Source organism: Kitasatospora sp. NPDC088861 (assembly GCF_044750105.1).
Taxonomy (GTDB): domain Bacteria; phylum Actinomycetota; class Actinomycetes; order Streptomycetales; family Streptomycetaceae; genus Kitasatospora.
In genome coordinates, this window is sequence record NZ_JBIVJF010000001.1 from 236,678 (window position 1) to 254,502 (window position 17,825).

At 74.9% G+C, this 17,825-nt stretch carries 6 protein-coding genes; 3 read left to right on the forward strand and 3 right to left on the reverse strand.

The window, feature by feature from the left end:
- The first annotated feature begins 141 nt into the window (after positions 1 to 141).
- Positions 142 to 1,461: a histidine kinase gene (locus ACIP37_RS01065; protein WP_363623135.1), complete on the forward strand. Its 1,320-nt coding sequence runs from the start codon at positions 142 to 144 to the stop codon at positions 1,459 to 1,461.
- Positions 1,425 to 2,069, forward strand: a complete 645-nt coding sequence (locus ACIP37_RS01070; protein ID WP_063348719.1) for a response regulator transcription factor — start codon at positions 1,425 to 1,427, stop codon at positions 2,067 to 2,069. Before ACIP37_RS01065 ends, ACIP37_RS01070 begins: the two co-directional genes overlap by 37 nt.
- A gap of 44 nt (positions 2,070 to 2,113) precedes the next feature.
- On the opposite strand, the gene ACIP37_RS01075 is transcribed toward ACIP37_RS01070, so the two are convergent.
- Positions 2,114 to 2,758: a response regulator transcription factor gene (locus ACIP37_RS01075; protein WP_363623133.1), complete on the reverse strand. Its 645-nt coding sequence runs from the start codon at positions 2,756 to 2,758 to the stop codon at positions 2,114 to 2,116.
- 223 nt (positions 2,759 to 2,981) lie between these two features.
- Between ACIP37_RS01075 and ACIP37_RS01080 the strand changes: the two genes are divergently transcribed.
- A complete protein-coding gene (locus ACIP37_RS01080; protein WP_400803878.1) occupies positions 2,982 to 4,121 on the forward strand; it encodes a sensor histidine kinase in 1,140 nt (379 codons plus the stop codon).
- On the opposite strand, the gene ACIP37_RS01085 is transcribed toward ACIP37_RS01080, so the two are convergent.
- Positions 4,118 to 5,401 carry an MFS transporter gene (locus tag ACIP37_RS01085; protein ID WP_400803881.1) on the reverse strand — a complete coding sequence of 428 codons (1,284 nt, stop codon included), beginning with the start codon at positions 5,399 to 5,401 and terminating at the stop codon, positions 4,118 to 4,120. The two genes, ACIP37_RS01080 and ACIP37_RS01085, sit on opposite strands and share 4 nt — an antisense overlap.
- Positions 5,398 to 17,814, reverse strand: a complete 12,417-nt coding sequence (locus ACIP37_RS01090) for an amino acid adenylation domain-containing protein (protein WP_400803884.1) — start codon at positions 17,812 to 17,814, stop codon at positions 5,398 to 5,400. Before ACIP37_RS01090 ends, ACIP37_RS01085 begins: the two co-directional genes overlap by 4 nt.
- Positions 17,815 to 17,825 lie beyond the last annotated feature (11 nt).

Here is a 17,825-nt window from a genome sequence, read left to right on the forward strand (position 1 = left end):
GCCGCCAGGTAGAAGAACCTCCCCCTCCGGTCGCGCAAGAGGGGGGTTATTACTACCGATTTCGCCGCGCCGCCCCCGCCAGAATGGTCACACGGCCACCACGGCCGGGGCACAGCGAACGGCACCAGAGAGGAGCGGGCCATGGACCGCACGATGAAGCTCGGGGGAAGCCCCTCGGCGGTCGAGATCAGGGGATTCTCCGTCCCCGCCGGATTCACCGGACTGCGGCGGGCACTGGCCCTCTGCTGGATGTCCGTCGCGGCCTTCGGGCGCTCGCTCGGGGTCACCGGCGCGATCTCCCTGGTCGGCCCCGGCCTCGGCCTGGTGCCGCGGGCCATGGAGCGCGTCCGGGCACTGGCCGCCCGCCAGCGCGGCCTGTCCGAGCGCTGGTCCGGCGTGCAGATCCCCGGCCCGCCCAGCGGCCTGCCGGCCGCCCCCGAGGGCGCCTCGGGAGCCGTCGCCCGCTACCGCTGGATCATGAGCGACCCGCAGACCAAGCGGGAGTTCACCTGGGTGCTCACCGACCCGATCGTCGGCGGCTTCCTCGCCTTCATGCCGATCGCCGTCCTACTCAGCGGCTTCTGGGGCATCTTCCTGGCCTTCTTCGGCGTCCCGCTGTCGACCCAGTGGGACGGCCTCTGGTACCAGTTCATCCCGATCGACGGCCAGGCCACCGCGGTGCTGGCCGGCGTCCTCGGCGTCCTGCAACTGCCGCTGGCCCTGTGGATGGCCCCCCGCGCCATCCGCAAGCACGCCCGGTACACCCACTCCATGCTCGCCCCCAGCGAGCAGGAACTGATGGCCAGCCGGATCGAGCACCTCACCACCACCCGCAGCACCGCCGTCGACACGCAGATGGCCGAGATCCGGCGGATCGAACGCGACCTGCACGACGGCGCCCAGGCCCGCCTGGTCGCGATGGGCATGACCCTGGACGCCGCCGAACACCTGCTGGAGACCAACCCGGAGGCCGTCCGGGCCCTGCTCATCGAGGCCCGCCAGTCCTCCTCCAAGGCCCTGGAGGAGATCCGCAACCTGGTCCGCGGCATCCACCCGCCGGTCCTCGCCGACCGCGGACTCGCCGACGCGGTGCGGGCGCTGGCCATGGTCTGCCCGGTCCCCACCGAGGTCGTCGTAGACCTGCCCGGACGCCCCGAGATGCCCGTCGAGTCCGCCGCCTACTTCGCGATCTCGGAGATCCTCACCAACGTCGCCAAGCACTCCGGCGCCGACCGGGCCTGGATCGACATCCGTTACGATCACGGCATGCTGCGCATCACCGTGACCGACAGCGGCCGCGGCGGCGCCGACGCCACCCGGGGCACCGGCCTGCGCGGCATCGAGCGACGACTCAGCACGTTCGACGGAGTCCTGGCCGTGAACAGCCCCGTCAACGGCCCGACCATGGTGACGATGGAGCTTCCGTGCGTATTGTCCTCGCCGAAGACCACTTCCTCCTGAGGGACGGCCTGATCCGCCTCCTCCAGGCCTACGGACACGAGGTGGTGGCCGCCGTCGACAACGGCGCCGACCTCCTCGCGGCCCTCACCGAGCAGCAGCCGGACGTCGCGGTCGTCGACGTCCGGCTTCCGCCGAACTTCACCGACGAGGGCCTGCGGGCCGTCCTCACCGCCCGCCGCACCATGCCCGACCTCCCGGTCCTGCTCCTCTCCCAGTACGTCGAACCGCTCTACGCCCGCGAACTCCTCGCCAGCGGCGGCCGCGGCGTCGGCTACATGCTCAAGGACCGCGTCACCAACGGCTCCCAGTTCCTCGACTCGATCCGCCGCGTCGCCGACGGCGGCACCGCGATGGACCCCGACGTCATCTCCCAGCTCCTCGTCCGCAAGGAACGCGACGAGAACGTCGGCAGCCTCACCGACCGCGAACGCGAAGTCCTCGAATGGCTCGCCCAGGGCCGCTCCAACGCCGGCATCGCCCAGGGCCTCTTCATCACCGAGAAGGCCGTCGCCAAGCACATCAGCAACATCTTCACCAAGCTCGGCCTCCTCCCCACCGACGGCGACAACCGCCGCGTCCTCGCCGTCCTCGCCTACCTCGACCAGTAACCCGCCCCACCCCGCTCGCCTCCGCCGGCCCGCGAGCGGCCGGTTCAGCCGTGGCGGGCGCCCGAGTCCCAGACCCAGGCCGCGATGCCGACCCGGTTGTTCACCTTCAGCTTCCGCTGCACGTGGGTCATGTGGGTCTTCACCGTGCCGGCCGAGATGAACAGCGCCTCCGCGATGTCGGAGTTGGTCAGACCGTCCGCGACCAGCCGCGCGACCTCGAGCTCACGCGGCGTCAACTGCTCGACCTTGGGCGCCTTCTTCTGCTTCGGGCCGGCCAGGCTTCGCAGCAGCCGGGTGGTGATCTGCGGGCTGATCAGCGAGTCGCCCTCGACGGCGGCGCGCACCGCCTCGATCAGCAGCGGCGCACCGGAACGCTTCAGCAGGAAGCCGTACGCGCCCGCCTTCAGCGCCGAGTGGACGTACTCGTCGAGGTCGAAGGTGGTGACGATGACGACCCGTACGCCCGGGCTCTCCTCGGCCAGCCGGCGGGTCAGCTCCAGCCCGTCCATCCGCGGCATCCGGATGTCGGCGAGCAGGACGTCCGGCCGCAGCGTCCGCGCGATCTCGAGCGCCTCGTCACCGTCGCCCGCGACCGCGAGCACCTCCATGTCCGGTTGCAGGTCGAGGATGTGTCGAAAGCCTTCCCGCACGGTTGCCTGGTCGTCAGCGATCACGATGCGTGTCGTCATGGGCTGATCCTCGCACGGGGTAGCATCCGAGCACATGACAAATCAACTGGCCAGGATCGGACGCCCAGTTGGCGCGGCGTTCCTCGCGGCGGTCGCCATCTCGGTTGCGGTGTGGGCGGGTTCACCGGTTTCGACACTGATCCGGGGCTCGACGACGGCGACAGTGCTGGCCGCCGCGGTCCTGATCGTGTGGCTGCCGGGGCAACCGCGGACCCGAAACCCGGTGACCGTCCCGGTGGCCTGCGCGATCTCGCTGTACGCGACGTTCCGCTACGAGGGCCCCGCCGACAACACCTCGGGGCTCTGGATCCTGGTCGAGTCGGTCGCCCTGCTGGTCACCGTCATGCCCGCGGTGCGCGGGTCCGCTCCGGCGGTCGCCGCCCTGCTGGGGCTGCTCCTGCTGGTGACCGTGACCCTGCTGCCGCTGCGGATCGCGCTGACCCTCGACCCGCCGGCCGGGCCGCGCGAGACCATCGGGCTCTGCGTGGTCTGGGGCCTGGCCGCGGTGGCCGCGGTGGGGGCGTCCTGCTACCTGCGCTCACTGGACAGCCGACGCAAGCTGGCGGTCACGGAGGAGCGGCGCGCCCAACGGCTGCACGTCGCCCGGGATCTGCACGACTTCGCCGCGCACGACGTGACCGGGGTGATGGTGCTGGCGCAGGCGGCCCAGATGCTGGCCAAGGAGTCGCCGGAGAAGGCGCTGGCGCTGCTCCCGCAGATCGAGAGCGCCGGCATCCAGGCGCTGAAGTCGATGGACCGGACGATCCGGATCCTCAGCGAGCTGGAGGAGGACCGCCGGCCGGGCCGGGGCGGGGAGGAGCCGGCGGCGGACGATCCCGAGGAGAACGCGGCGGCCCGGCCACACTCGCTGGACGAGCTGCCGGACCTGATGAACCGGTTCGAGCGCACCGGGATGATCCCGGCCCGGCTCGAACTCTCCCCCGGCGCCGTGGACGGCCTGCCGGAGCAGGTCGGCGCGGTCGGCTACCGGGTGGTGATGGAGGCGCTCACCAACGTCCGCCGGCACGCCCCCGCCTCGCCCAGGGTGACGGTCACCGCCGAGCGGGTGGCCGACGGCGGCGCCCTGCGGGTCCTGATCTACAACGAGCCGGTTCCGGCCGGCGCCCGGGCGGACGCCGCGGCGGCGGTCGACCGCGAGGGCGGCGGCACCGGCATCCGGGAGCTGCGTCGACGGGTCGCGGGGCTGGGCGGCGAGCTCACCGCCGGGGCCTGCGCGAACGGCGGCTGGCAGGTCGCCGTCCTCCTGCCGCTGGACGGCGTCCCGGCCGCCCGCGACGTCGGCGACGGGGCGGGCGGCCCGGCCGGGCACGCTCGGGGCACTCTCACCCGTTCGGGCGATTAGTCCTCTCCGGGTTGACCGACGTCCCTCACCTGATCGGCGGACGGCAGCCGCAGCGAGCCCGCCGCCGCGCCGGCCAGCCCGAGCATCGCCAGGCCGACGGCGCAGCCGAGCATCGCCTCGGTGCCGCTCAGCCACTGCGAGAGCAGCCCGCCCAGGGCCGCGCCGCCGGCCTGCGCGCCGCCGTTGAACAGGTTGGTCGCCGAACTCAGCCGGCCGCGCATGCCGTCCGGGGTGAGCAGGATCTGCTGCGTACCGACGACGGTGTACGCGGTCGGCGCGAGGAAGGCCATGGCGGCCAGGAAGCCGCCCCAGACCAGCGCGCCACTCGTGACGGACATCAGCGGGACGAGCACCGCGAGCAGCCAGATGATCCCGACCACGGCCTGGTAGGGCGTGATCGAGCGGGAGATCCGCGGCGCCGCGAGCGCGCCGATCAGGCCGCCGACGCCGAACATCGCGGCCATCGTGCCGACCTTCCCCGGCGAGGCCCCGTTCTGCTCGGCGGCCACGATGACGACCAGGTAGAGCGCCTGGAACAGCAGGTTGAGGCCGAGCAGCAGCAGGGTGGTCGAGCGCATGAACGGCTGGCGCACCAGGAAGGCGAAGCCGGCCACGATGTCACGCGGGATGGTCGAGATCGGGGAGGGCTTGCGCTCCTGCTTCGGCAGCCGGACGAACAGCAGTGTCACGAAGGCCACCAGGTGGGCGACGGCGTCGGCGAGGAATGGAACGGCCCGCCCCAGGCCGAACAGGAACCCGCCGCCCGAGGTGCCGACCAGCTGCCCGAGGTGCATCCGCGCGGTGTTCACCGAGAGCGCCGTGGGCAGTTGCCCGCGGGTCACCACCAGTGGCAGCGAGGCCCGCTCGGCCGGGTCGAACAGGCTGGTGGCCGCCCCGGCGACGGCCGCGGTGAGCAGCAGCAGCCAGGTGGTGACGTGCCCGGTGGCGGCGGCGAGCGCGAGCAGGCCGAGCATCACCGCCCGGACCAGCACGCAGACCACCATGATCTTCTTGCGGTTCCAGCGGTCCACCAGCGCACCGGCCGGCAGCCCGACGGCCACTTGGGCCACCGCGTTGACCGCGCTCACCGCGCCGGCGACCCCGGGGGAGCCGGTCGTGGCGAGGGCGAGCAGCGGGAAGGCGATGGTGGAGACGTTGAGACCGGTCTCGGAGGCCGTGGTGCCGATCCACAGCAGGTGGTAGACCCGGTTGCGGCGGAGCGGGAGCTCCGGTTCCGTGACGGCCGCCGGGCGGTCGGCGGCGGGTGCGAGCTCGCTCATCCCCGCACCTCCCGGCACTCGTCGGCGATCGCGCGCAGCACGCCGGCGAACTCCGCGGCCAGCCGCTCCACCGTCCCGTGGTGGTGGACGGCCGGGGAGTAGTACCAGGTGAACTCCAACCGTCCGTCGTGGATCCCGCCGACGATCTCCAACACGTGCTCCATCCGGTCGTCCGGGCCGAGGTCCTGGCCGATCGCGCCGTGCACGGTGTGCACGAGCCCGCTGCCGGGCCCGCCGTCGCTGCGGTGCCGGCCGAGGAAGTTGAACACCACGTCCGGGTCCGGCCCGGTGAGCGGGGTGTCCGGGTGCAGGTGGCGCAGCGGGCCGTGGCCCAGGCCCTTGCCGGGGACGGCACGCAGCTGCCGCCGCACGACGCGGGTGAGGGCCCGCCAGTCGTCGCCCTCGGGCACGGTGAGGCGGACGGGGTGCACCGCGGTGAACCAGCCGACCGTCCGGGACAGGTCGACGTCGTCGAGCAGCCGCTCGCGGCCGTGGCCCTCCAGGTCGACGGTGACCTCGTCCTCGCCTGTCCAGCGGGCCAGCACCCGGGCGAGCGCGGCGAGCGCGATCTCCTCGACCTTGGTGCGGTAGACGGTCGGCGCGTGCTCGGCCAGCTGGGCCGAGTCTTCGGCGCCGAGCCGCACCCGCACCTCCCGGCCGCCGCCCACGGTGGCGACGCCGTCGAGGTCGCGGGGCACCGGCCGGGCGGCGCCGACCCCGTTCCAGTGGTCGAGCTCGTGGTCCAGCCCCCCGGAGCGCACGTGCTCGACCAGGCGGGCGGACCACTCCTGGAAGGTGGTGCTCCGCGGGCCGAGGTCGACCGGCCGACCGGCCGCCGCCTGGGCGTGGGCCGCGTCCAGGTCGTCCAGCAGGATGTTCCAGGACACGGTGTCGACCACCAGGTGGTGGACCGTCAGGAACAGTCGGTCGCGGCGGCGTCCACCGGACTCGAAGAGGACGGCGGCGAGCAGTGGGCCGCGGCCCAGGTCGAATCCGGCCTGGGTGGCGCGGGCCTCCCGGTCCAGCAGCGCGCCCAGTTCGCCGTCGGGGGTGGCGGAGGTGTCCACCACCCGCAGCAGCGGCTCGCCGGCCCGGTAGGGCGGGTTCTCCTGGGCCCAGCCGTCGCCGGTGCGGGTGTAACGCATCCGCAGCGCGTCGTGGTGCTCGACCAGGGTCTCCAGCGCGGCCGTGAGCGCCGCGCGGTCGGCCGGCGCGCCGAGCTCCAGCAGCACCGACTGGTTGAAGTGGTGCGGGTGGTCGTGGGTGTCGAAGAACCAACGCTGCACCGGGGTCAGCGGGACGGGCCCGACGGCCGGCGGCCGGCCCTCGGCCGCGCCGTCGCCGACCTCGGTGGCGACGGCGGCGAGTTCGGCCACGGTCTGGTGCAGGAAGACGTCCTGGGCGTCCAGCCGCAGCCCGGCCCGGCGGGCCCGGGCGACCACCTGGATGCTGAGGATGGAGTCGCCGCCGAGGTCGAAGAAGCTGTCTTCGACGCCGACCCGCTCGACGCCGAGCGTCTGCGCCCAGATCCGGGCGAGCAGTTCCTCCTTCCGGCCGCGCGGCGCCACCCGGGCCGCCACGGCGGTGTCCGGTCCGGTCGGCGCCGGGAGCCGGCGCCGGTCCACCTTGCCGTTGGTGCCGACCGGGAGCTGGTCGAGCACCTGGACGGCGGCCGGCACCATGTAGCCGGGCAGGGCGCGGGCCACCGCGTCCCTGAGCACCGCGGGCGAGAGCTCGGAGGCGCCCGACCGGGCGCCCGGGGCCACGTACGCGGCCAGCAGCTCGCGGCCGCCCTCCGGCTTGAAGACCACCACGGCGGCGTCCCCGACGCCGGGCTCGCGCAGCAGCACGGCCTCGATCTCGGAGGGCTCGACCCGGTGGCCACGAACCTTGAACTGCGTGTCGGTGCGGCTGACGAACTCCAGCTCGCCGCCGGCCACCCGGCGGACCAGGTCGCCGGTGCGGTACATCCGGCTTCCGGGCCCACCGAACGGGTTGGCGACGAACCGCCCGGCGGTCAGGCCGGGCTGTCCGGCGTAGCCGCGGCCGAGCCCGGGGCCGTCGATGTAGAGCTCGCCGGGCACGCCGTCCGGCACCGGCCGCAGGTGGCGGTCGAGGATGTGCAGGCCGACGCCGTTGAGCTCGGTGCCGACCGGCACGGGGGCGCCCTCGTGCAGCTCGCCCGGGCTCCACAGGGTCGAGACCAGCGTGGCCTCGCTCGGCCCGTACACGTTGAAGAACTCCCGGCCCTGTGACCAGGTGCGTACCAGGTCGGGCGGGCAGACGTCGCCGGCGGCGGCGACGGTGGGCAGCCTGCCGCGCAGCCGCTCGGCGTCCATCACCGCCAGCAGCGCCGGGGGCAGCACCGCGACGGTGGCGCCGGTCCGGATGATCTCCCCGGCCGGGTCGGGTGCGGGGCGCGGACTGGTGAGGCAGAGCGCGCCGCCTGCGGTGAGGGTGCAGAACAGGTCGCACACCCCGCCGTCGAAGCTGGCCGGCGCGTACTGCAGCACCCGGCTGTCGGCGGTGATGTCCCAGGCCTCGCGCAGCACCCGGGCGGTCCGGGCGATCGCGCCGTGGCTGATCACCACGGCCTTGGGGCGGCCGGTGGAACCGGAGGTGTGCACCACGTACGCGACGTGGTCGGCCTCCACCCGGTACGGGGAGCCCGGCTCGCCGGGCAGCGCGGTGCCGGCCGGGGCCGCATCGCCGTCCGACCCGTCCGACCCGTCCGACCCGTCCATCCGCAGGACGGTGAACGGCCCCTCGGGGAGCCGCTCGGCCAGGTGCGCCTGGGTGAGCAGCAGCGGGACCGCGGTGCCGCAGATCATCGCGCCGATCCGGTCGGCCGGGTACTGCGGGTCCAACGGCACGTAGCCGCCGCCGGCCTTGAGCACCGCGAGCGCCGCCACCACCATCTCCACCCCGCGGTCGGCGAACACGCCGACCAGGGTGTCCGGGGTGACGCCCCGGGCGACCAGGCGGCGGGCCAGGTCCCCGGCCCGGGCGTCGAGTTCACCGTACGAGACCTCGGTGCCGTCGTCGGCGACCACGGCCACCGCGTGCGGGCGCTCCTCGGCCCGCCGGCCCACCAGCTCGTGGGCGAGCACGCCGGCTTCCTCGTCCGGCTCCCGGTGCCAGCGCCGGGGCTCCAGCACGAGCTCCTCGGCCGGGACGTAGGGGAGTTCGCGCAGCGGGTCGCACGGGCGCTCGGAGATGCCGCCGAGCAGCAGGACCAGGGCGTCGGCCATCCGGCGGGCGGTGCTCCGGTCGAACAGGCCGACGCTGTACTGGAGGGCGGCGTCCAGGCCGCGGTCGGTCTCCTGGAACTGGAAGGTGAGGTCGAACGCGGCGCCGCCGGTGGGCAGGCCGAACTCCTCGGTGTGGGCGCCGTCGAGGCGCACCGGGCCGCCCGGGGCGTCCTGCAGGACCACCATGGCCTGGAACAGCGGGGTGCGGCTCGGGTCGCGCTCCGGCCGCAGCGCCTCGACCAGCCGGTCGAAGGGCACGTCAGCGTGGGCGAAGGCGCCGTTGACGGACTCCCGCACCCGGCCGAGGAAGCCGTCGAAGCCCTCCTCCCAGTCCACCTCGGAGCGCAGCACCAGGGTGTCCACGAAGAAGCCGACCACCTGCTCCAGTTCGGGCCGGTCGCGACCGGCCGAGACGGTGCCCACCGCGATGTCGTCCTGGCCCGACCAGTGCGCGAGCAGCAGCTGGGTCGCCGCGACCAGCACGGTGAACAGCGTCGCGCCGCGGTCCTGGGCGATCCGCTTGAGCCGCTTGGCGGTCTCCGCGTCCACGGCGAACTCCAACTGCGCCCCCTCGCGGCCGCGCACCGGCGGCCGGGGCCGGTCGGTGGGCAGCTCCAGCGGCTCCAGGCCTGCCAGCCGCTCCCGCCACCAGTCGAGCAGGCCGCTCCCCGCGCTCTCCCAACGGGCACGCTGCCAGGCCGCGAAGTCGGCGTACTGGACGGAGAGTTCCGGCAGGTCGGCAGTACCGCCGTGCCGCCGGACGCGGTACAGCTCGGCGAGGTCGCGGACCAGCACGCCGGCCGAGCGGCCATCGGTGACGATGTGGTGCAGGACCAGGGTCAGCACGTGCTCGTCCTCGGCCAGCCGGACGAGGTGGGCCCGGAACAGCGGCCCGGTGCGCAGGTCGAAGGGGGTGGCGCCGTCGGCGCCGACGGCCTCCCGCAGCCGGCCCTCGCGCTCGTGCGCGGGGTGGCCGGACAGGTCGGTGCGGGCCAGCGCGAAGGGCCTCCCGGCCGGGGCGATCAACTGCCGCCCCTCGCCGTCGACCTGGCCGAAGAGCGTGCGCAGCGACTCGTGCCGGTCCACCAGGTCGGCCAGCGCCAGTTCCAGCGCGTCGGCGTCCAACGGGCCGTGCACTCGCAGGCCCAGCGGTGAGTTGTACTCGGCGCCGGTCCCGCCGAACTGCCCGAGGAACCAGAGCCGTTGCTGGCCGAAGGAGAGCGGCGGGGCACTTTCCCGGCCGACCGGCACCAGCGCGTCGGCGGGCGCCTCCCGCTCGGCGGCGAGCAGCGCGGCCAGCGACCGGACGGTCGGCGCGCTGAACAGGGCACGCGGGGAGATCCCGGAGTCCACGTGCTGCCGCAGCCGGGACACCACCCGGATGATCAGCAGCGAATCACCGCCCAGCTCGAAGAAGTTGTCCTCGGCCCCGATCCGCTCGACGCCCAGCACCTCCGCCCAGATCCCGGCCAGCAGGGTCTCCGACGCGCCCTCGGGGGCCAGGTACTCGCCGCCGAGGGCGAGGTCCTCGGGCGGCTCGGGCAGCGCCCGGCGGTCGGTCTTGCCGTTGGGCAGCAGGGGGACGCGCTCCAGTCCGACGAAGGCCGAGGGCACCATCGCCTCGGTGAGGCCGACGGCCAGTCGGGACCGCAGCCCGGCCGGGTCGATCCCGGCGCCGGGCACGGCGGGCACCACGTACGCCACCAGCCGGTCCCGGCCGCGGTCGCGGCGGGCTACCACGACCGCCTCGGCCACGTCGTCCAGCGCGGTGAGCGCCGCCTCGACCTCGGCGAGCTCGATCCGGAAGCCGCGGATCTTGACCTGGTGGTCGGCCCGGCCGAGGAACTCCAGGACGCCGTCGGCCGTCCAGCGGCCCAGGTCGCCCGGCCGGTACAGCCGGCCGCCCGGGGTGAACGGGTCGGGCAGGAAGTGCTCGGTGGTCAGCTCGGGACGCCGCCAGTAGCCGGCACTCACGCCGTCACCGCCGATGTGGATGTGGCCGGGCACGCCGACCGGCACCGGCTCGCCCCGCTCGTCGAGGACGTACACCCGGGTGTTGCCGATCGGGCTGCCGACCGGCACGTAGGCGGCGAGGCGGGCCAGCCGCTCGGGGGTGGGGACGAACACCGTGGAGTCGACGGTGGCCTCGGTCGCCCCGTAGGCGTTGACCACCATGGTGTCCGGGTGGGCGTGTTCCAGCAGCTCGCGGCAGTCGTCGACGCGCCAGCCCTCCGAGCCGACCGACATCACCTGGAAGGCCGGCAGCCGCTCGCCGCGCCCCCCGACCTCCTCGACCAGTGCCTTGGCAAGTGAGGGGACCAGTTCGATCGCGGTACCGCCGACCCGCTCGACCAGCGCGAGCAGCCGGGCGGGGTCGGTGACCAGGTCGGTCGGCACGACGAGCATCGAACCGCCGAAGAAGACCGAGCGGAGCAGGTCGGCCAGGAAGAGGTCCACCGAGAGGCTGGTGATGGAGACGAAGCGCAACCCGCGTTCCGTCAGGTCGTACAGCTCGTCCCAGGCGCCGGCGATGTGGAGCAGGTTCCGGTGGGTCACCACCACGCCCTTGGGCCGGCCGGTGGAGCCGGAGGTGTACACCACGTACACCGGGTCGTCCGGCCCGGCGGCGACCTCCGGCGGGGTCTCCGGGCCGGTGTCGGCGACGGACTCGACGGACTCGACGGTGACCAGGGCACCGCCGTGGCCGGGCAGCCGGTCGGCGACCGCGGCGTGGCTCAGCACCACCGCCGGCTCGGCGTCCTCGAGCATGAACTCCAGCCGCTCGCGCGGGTACGCCGGGTCCAGCGGCACGTAGGCGGCGCCGGACTTCAGCACGGCGAGCACGGCGAGCACCATGTCGGTGGAGCGTTCCAGGTGCAGCGCCACCCGCTCGCCCGGTCGGGCGCCGGCGGCGACCAGTCGACGGGCGAGCCGGTTGGCCCGGCGGTCCAGCTCCCGGAAGGTCAGCGGAGCCCCGCCGTCCGCCTCCAGGACGGCCACCTCGTCCGGGCGGGCGGCGACCTGGGCGTCGAACAGCTCCTGGACCAGCGTCTCGGTGCGGCGCGGGCGCGCGGTGTCGTTCCACTCGACGAGCAGGGTGTGCCGCTCCCGTTCCGTGAGCCAGGGCAGCGCGGCCGGCCCGCGGTGCGGGTCCGCGGCCACGCCCTCCAGCAGGGTGCGCAGCCGGCCGCCGATCCGCTCCACGGTGGCGGCGTCGAACAGCTCGGGATCGTAGGTGAGTTCGATCCGCAGCGCGGTGTCGGCGTGGCTGCTGACGGTGAGCGGCACGGTGCTGCTGTCCGAGGAGCGCAGCACCTGGACGCCCACCCCGTCGCGGCCGGTGGCGCCCTCGGCGACCGGGTAGTTCTCGAAGACCACCACGCTGTCGAACAGCCGCTCCCCGGAGGCCAGTTCGGCGCAGCGCCGGATGTCGGAGAGGGCCAGGTAGTCGTGCGCGGTGCTCTCCGCCTGCGCCGCCTGCAGGGCGCGCAGCCAGACCCCGAGGTCACCGTCCGCCTCCGGTCCGGCCACCCGGGCCCGGACCGGGACGGTGTTGACGAACATGCCGATGCCGCTCTCGATCCCCGGCACCTCGGGGGTACGCCCGGAGACGACGGCACCGAAAACCACGTCCGGCTCGCCGGCGTGCCGCGACAGCAGGATCGCCCAGGCGCCCTGCATCAGGGTGTTGAGGGTGATCCGGTTCTCCCGGCACCAGTCGGCCAGCACCCCGGTGACCGCCGGGTCCAGGGCGAGCTTGTGCGAGCCGACGGCCCGGGTGCGGTGGTCGGCGGCGGGCTGGCGGTCCACCGGCAGCGCGGTGGGCTCGGCGAAGCCCGCCAGCACCTGCCGCCAGTGCGCCACGGCGGCCTCGCGGTCCTGCCCGGCCAGCCACTCCAGGTACTCGCGGAACGACGGCCGGCTGACCGGGAGGGCGGCCCGCCCCTCGACGGCGGCGACGTAGTGCTCCAGCACCTCCTCGAACAGCTGGGCGGTACTCCAGCCGTCCAGCAGCAGGTGGCTGAACGTCCACAGCTGGTGCACGGTCCGGTCGTCGACCCGGGCCAGGACGATCCGCATCAGCGGCCCGGCGGCCAGGTCGATGCCGCGCTCGCGCTCGGCCCGGACCAGCTCGTCCAGCCGTCGGCCGGGGTCGGGGTCCCCGCGCCAGTCGAGCAGCTCGACCGGCAGCTCCAGGTCCGAGCGGATCAGCTGGACCGGCTCGGGCACGCCCTCCCAGCGGACGGTGGTGCGCAGCACGTCGGTGCGCCGGAACACCTCGCGCCAGGCCGCGGCCAGCGCCTCGGCGGTGGCCAGTCCCTCCAACCGCAGGGCCAGCTGGTCGACGTAGGCGCCGCCGTCCGGGTCGGTCAGGGTGTGGAAGAGCATGCCGCCCTGCAGCGGGGTGAGCGGCAGGACGTCGTCCACGCCCCGGCCGTCGCCGACCAGCCGGTCGAGGGCCGCCTGGTCGAGCCGGGCCAACGGGTGGTCGGACGGCGTGCGGCCGCCGGCGCCGGGCTCGGCGCAGTGCGCGATGACGGCCCGCAGGTGCGCCAGCAGCGACTCGCCGAGCCGCCGGACGGTCTGCGGCCGGTGCAACGCCCGGGAGGTGAACCAGGACAGCGTGAGCACCCCGTCGGAGACGGCGCCGACCACCTCGATCTGCGCGCTCCGCTCGTGGTCGCCGTCCCACTGCGGCCCGCCGTCGCCCAGGTGGGCGCGGTAGAGGGAGCGGGCGGCGAAGGCGCCGTCCAGCTGCCCGTGGTAGTTGAAGGTCACGGCCGGCGCGGCGGCCGGGGTGAAGCCCGCCCGGTGGGCGGCCAGCGCGCCGTGGCCGAAGCCCTTGGCGGGGACGGCACGCAGTTGCTCCTTCACCGACTTCAGTCGCGCGGCGACCCCGTCGCCGGCCGCCACCGTCAGCGCGACCGGGTGGACGGCGGTGAACCAGCCGACCGTGCGGGAGAGGTCGGCGCCGGGCAGGACGTCCTCACGCCCGTGCCCCTCCAGGCCGACCAGCACCCGCTCGCGGCCGGTCCACTCGGCGAGCGCGCCGGCCAGGGCGGTGAGCAGCACGTCGTCCACCCTGGTCCGGTAGACCGGCGGGACGTCGCGCAGCAGCGCCTCGGTCTCCTCGGCGGTGAGGGCGAAGTCCGCGCGCTCCGATGAGGCCGCCGTATTGGGCCCCGTGCCGTCGGTGAGCAGCTCGAAGGACTCCTCGGCGATCCTTCGCCAGTACGGGAGTTCGACGTCCAGGCCACCGTCGCGGACGTACTCGGCGAGCCTGGCGGACCAGGCCGCGAACGGGGTGGTCGGGGTGCCGAGGTCGACCGGTCGGCCGGCCCGGGCCTGCTCGTAGCCGGTCGCGAGGTCGTCCAGCAGGATGCGCCAGGAGACGCCGTCGACCACCAGGTGGTGCGCCGTCAGCAGCAGCCGGGGGCCGGCCCCGGCACCCTCGTCGAACAGCACGGCGCGCAGCACCGGGCCGTGCTCCGGGTCGAGGGCGCGGCGGGCCGACTCCGCCTCCTCGCGCAGCACCGCCGCGCGCTCCGGCCCGCCCAGGCCGGCGGTGTCCCGGCGGCTCAGCAGCGGGCCGTCCTGGTGCGCCGCGGCCTCCTGCAGCCAGCCGCCGTCCGCGCGGCGCAACCGGGTGCGCAGCGCCGGGTGGTGGGCGACCAGGGCCTCCAGCGCCCGCACCAGTGCGGCCGGGTCGGTGCCGGGAACCAGCTCCAGCAGCAGCGACATGGTGAACCGGGGGATGTCGGCCGCGCCGGCCAGCAGCCGGTGCTGCATCGGGGCCAGCGGCGCCGGTCCCCGGTGCTCGTACTGCTGGGCGGTGTCGGCCGCGGTGGTGACGCCGGGGGCGATCCGGGCGATGGTCTGCTTGACCAGGATGTCCCTGGACTGGAGCCGGAACCCGGCGGCCCGGGCCCGGGATACGGCCTGGATGCTGAGGATGGAGTCGCCGCCGAGGGAGAAGAAGTTGTCCTCGGTGCCGACCAGGTCAGCACCGAGCAGCTCGGCCCAGATCCCGGCCAGAGCCCGTTCGACCTCGGTTCGCGGCGGCACGTAGCCGGTGGCCGGCTCCGGCTCCACGGCGCTCTCCGGCAGGGCCCGGCGGTCGGTCTTGCCGCCGGCGGTGCGCGGCAGCGCCGTCAGGAAGGCGAAGGCGGCGGGGACGAGGTAGTCCGGCAGCAGGCCGTGCAGGTGGGCGCGGAGCGCGGCCGCGCCCGGCACCGCGGCGCTCGGCACCACGAAGGCCACCAGCCGCTGGACGCCGGCCCGGCCGACCCGGGGCACCACCGCGCAGTCGTCCACCGCGGGGTGGGAGCGCAGCGCCGCCTCGATCTCGCCCGGCTCCACCCGGACGCCGTTGATCTTGACCTGGTCGTCGCCGCGGCCGGCGAACTCCAGCCGCCCGTCCGGCGTGCGGCGGACCAGGTCGCCGGTGCGGTACATCCGGGTGCCCGCAGGGCCGAACGGGTCGGCGACGAAGCGCTCGGCGGTCAGCGCGGCCCGGTGCAGGTAGCCGCGCCCGACCGGCAGTCCGGCCAGGTAGAGCTCGCCGCGCACGCCGACCGGGACGGGGCGCAGGTGCGCGTCCAGCACGTAGGCCCGGGTGCCGCGCACCGGCAGGCCGAGCTCCGGCGCGCGGGCGGTGTCCACCCGGGCGGCGAGGGTGTCGACGGTGCACTCGGCCGGCCCGTAGAAGTTGTGGGCGGTCAGCCCCGGGGTCGCGGCCAACTCGCGCCACAGCTCCTCGCCGACCGCCTCCCCGCCGAGCACCAGCACGGCGGGCCGGTGCGGCGCGGCGGGGGCGAGCAGACCGGCGTCGAGCACCGGGCGGGCGAAGGACGGCGTGAGCTGGAACAGGTCCACCTGCTCGCGCCGCGCGTAGGCCACCAGGTCGTCGGCGTTCAGCCGGGTCTCGCTGTCCACCAGGTGCAGGGTGTGGCCGTCGGCCACCGCCATCAGTGGGTTCCAGGACGCGTCGAAGGTCGGCACCGTGGTCAGCGCGACCCTCAGCGGGCGGCCGAGCAGGGCCGCTGCGGGCCGGAACAGATCGTCCCGCTGGCGGGCGAACAGGTTGGCCAGCGAGCGGTGTTCGACCACCACGCCCTTGGGCCGGCCGGTGGAGCCCGAGGTGTGGATGACGTACGCGGCGTCCCCGGGGGCCGGGGCGGCCGCGGGCTCGTCGTGCCCGTCCCGGGCGGCGACGGCGGCGACCACGGCGGGCTCGTCCAGCAGCAGCCGGGGCAGTTCGGCGGGCACCGCGTCCGCGAGCTCCCCGGTGCCGAGCACCAGCGCGGGCCGGATGCCGCGCAGCAGGTCGGCGATCCGCTCGGCGGGCTCCTCGGAGTTCATCGGCACGTACACCGCGCCGGCCTTGAGCACCGCCCAGAGCGCGACCACGAAGTCGGTCGAGCGCGGCAGCACCAGTGCCACCAGGCTCTCCGCGCCGATCCCCAGGGCCCGCAGGTGGCTCGCCAACCGGTTGGCCCGGCCGTTGAGTTCGGCGAAGCCGAGCCGCTCGTCCCGGAACACCAGGGCGGGCGCGCCGGGGGTGGCGGCGGCCTGCCGCTCGAAGGCCCGGACCAGGGTGGCGGGGCCGTCGTCGGCGGTGGCAGCCGCCGCGTCCCAGCCGCGGCGCAGCTCGGCCGCCTCCTCGGCGGAGACCAGCGGCAGCGCGCGCAACGGAGTGTCCGGCCGCTCGCCGACCGCCTCGAACAGGGCGACCAGCCGCTCGCCGAGCGCCCGGACGGTCCGCTCGTCGAACAGCGCGGTGCTGTACGACAGGCCGAAGTCCAGCTCGCCGTCGCGCTCCTCGAACTCCAGCCCGAGGTCGACGGTGGCCTCCCAGCGCGGCAGCTCCAGCTGCTCGACGGCCACCTTGGGCAGAGCGAGCGGGGCTCCGAACGCGTTCTGCAGCACCATCATGGTCTGGAACACCGGGGTGCGGCTCGGGTCCCGGACCGGCTCCAGCAGCTCGACCAGCCGGTCGAACGGCACCTGGTCGTGCTCGAAGCCGTCCAGCACGCCGTCCCGCACCCGGGCGAGCAGCGCCGCGAACGGCTCCTCCTCGTCCACCGCGGTGCGCAGCGCGACGGTGTTGGCGTAGAAGCCGACGGCACGCTCCAGTTCGGGCCGGCCGCGGCCGGTGGTGACGGTGCCGACGGTGACGTCCGGCTGCCCGGAGAGCCGGGCGAGCAGCAGCTGGTAGCCGGCCAGCAACACCGGGAACAGCGTGGTGCCCTCGCGCCGGGCGAGGTCCTTGAGCCGCGCGGTCGTCGCGGCGGGCACGGCCAGCCGCAGCACGGCGCCGGCCGTGTCGCGAACCGGCGGGCGGGGGCGGTCGGTGGGCAGGCCGAGCGGCTCGGCGCCGCGCAGCCTGCTCTCCCAGTAGTCGAGCCCGGCCTTCACCCCGGGCCCGGTCAGCCACTCGCGCTGCCGGAGCGCGTAGTCGGCGTACTGGACCGCGACCGGCTCCGGGCGCGGCGTCCGTCCGGCGGCGAACTCCGCGTACGCCGAGCCGAGTTCGTCGAAGAGCACGCCCGAGGACCAGCCGTCGATGACGCTGTGGTGGGCGGTGATCAGCAGCACGTGCCGCTCCGGTGCGGACCTCAGCAGCAGGGCACGCAGCAGCGGACCCCGCGCGAGGTCGAAGGGCGTCGCGAGCTCGGCCCGTACGACGGCCGCAACACCGGGCTCCCCGGCACCTGGCTCCCGGGCATCGGGCTCCCCGGCATCGGCGGCGGGCTCGGCGAGGCGCAGCACCCCGGACGCCGCCGGGTGGACGACCTGGCGCACCCGGTCTCCCTCGACCCGGTAGCTGGTGCGCAGCACCTCGTGCCGCTCCACCACCAGGTCCACCGCCCGGGCCAGCGCGTCCCGGTCGAGCGGACCGGTCAGCCGCAGGCCGAAGGCGCTGGTGTACTCGCTGCCCTCGGGGGCGAGGCTGCTGAGGAACCAGAGCCGCTGCTGGCCGGAGGAGAGCGGGACCTCCTCCGGGCGCGGACCGGCGCCGATCGCGGCGTCCGCCGCGGCGGCGGGCGCTCCGGGCGCGTCCGGGGCCGCTCCCCGGCCGGCCAGCCGCCGCAGCAGCTTCTCGCGCACCTCGGGCGGCAGCGCCGACAGTCGGTCGGGCCGGGACGTGGGACCGTTCATGCTCATGCTCC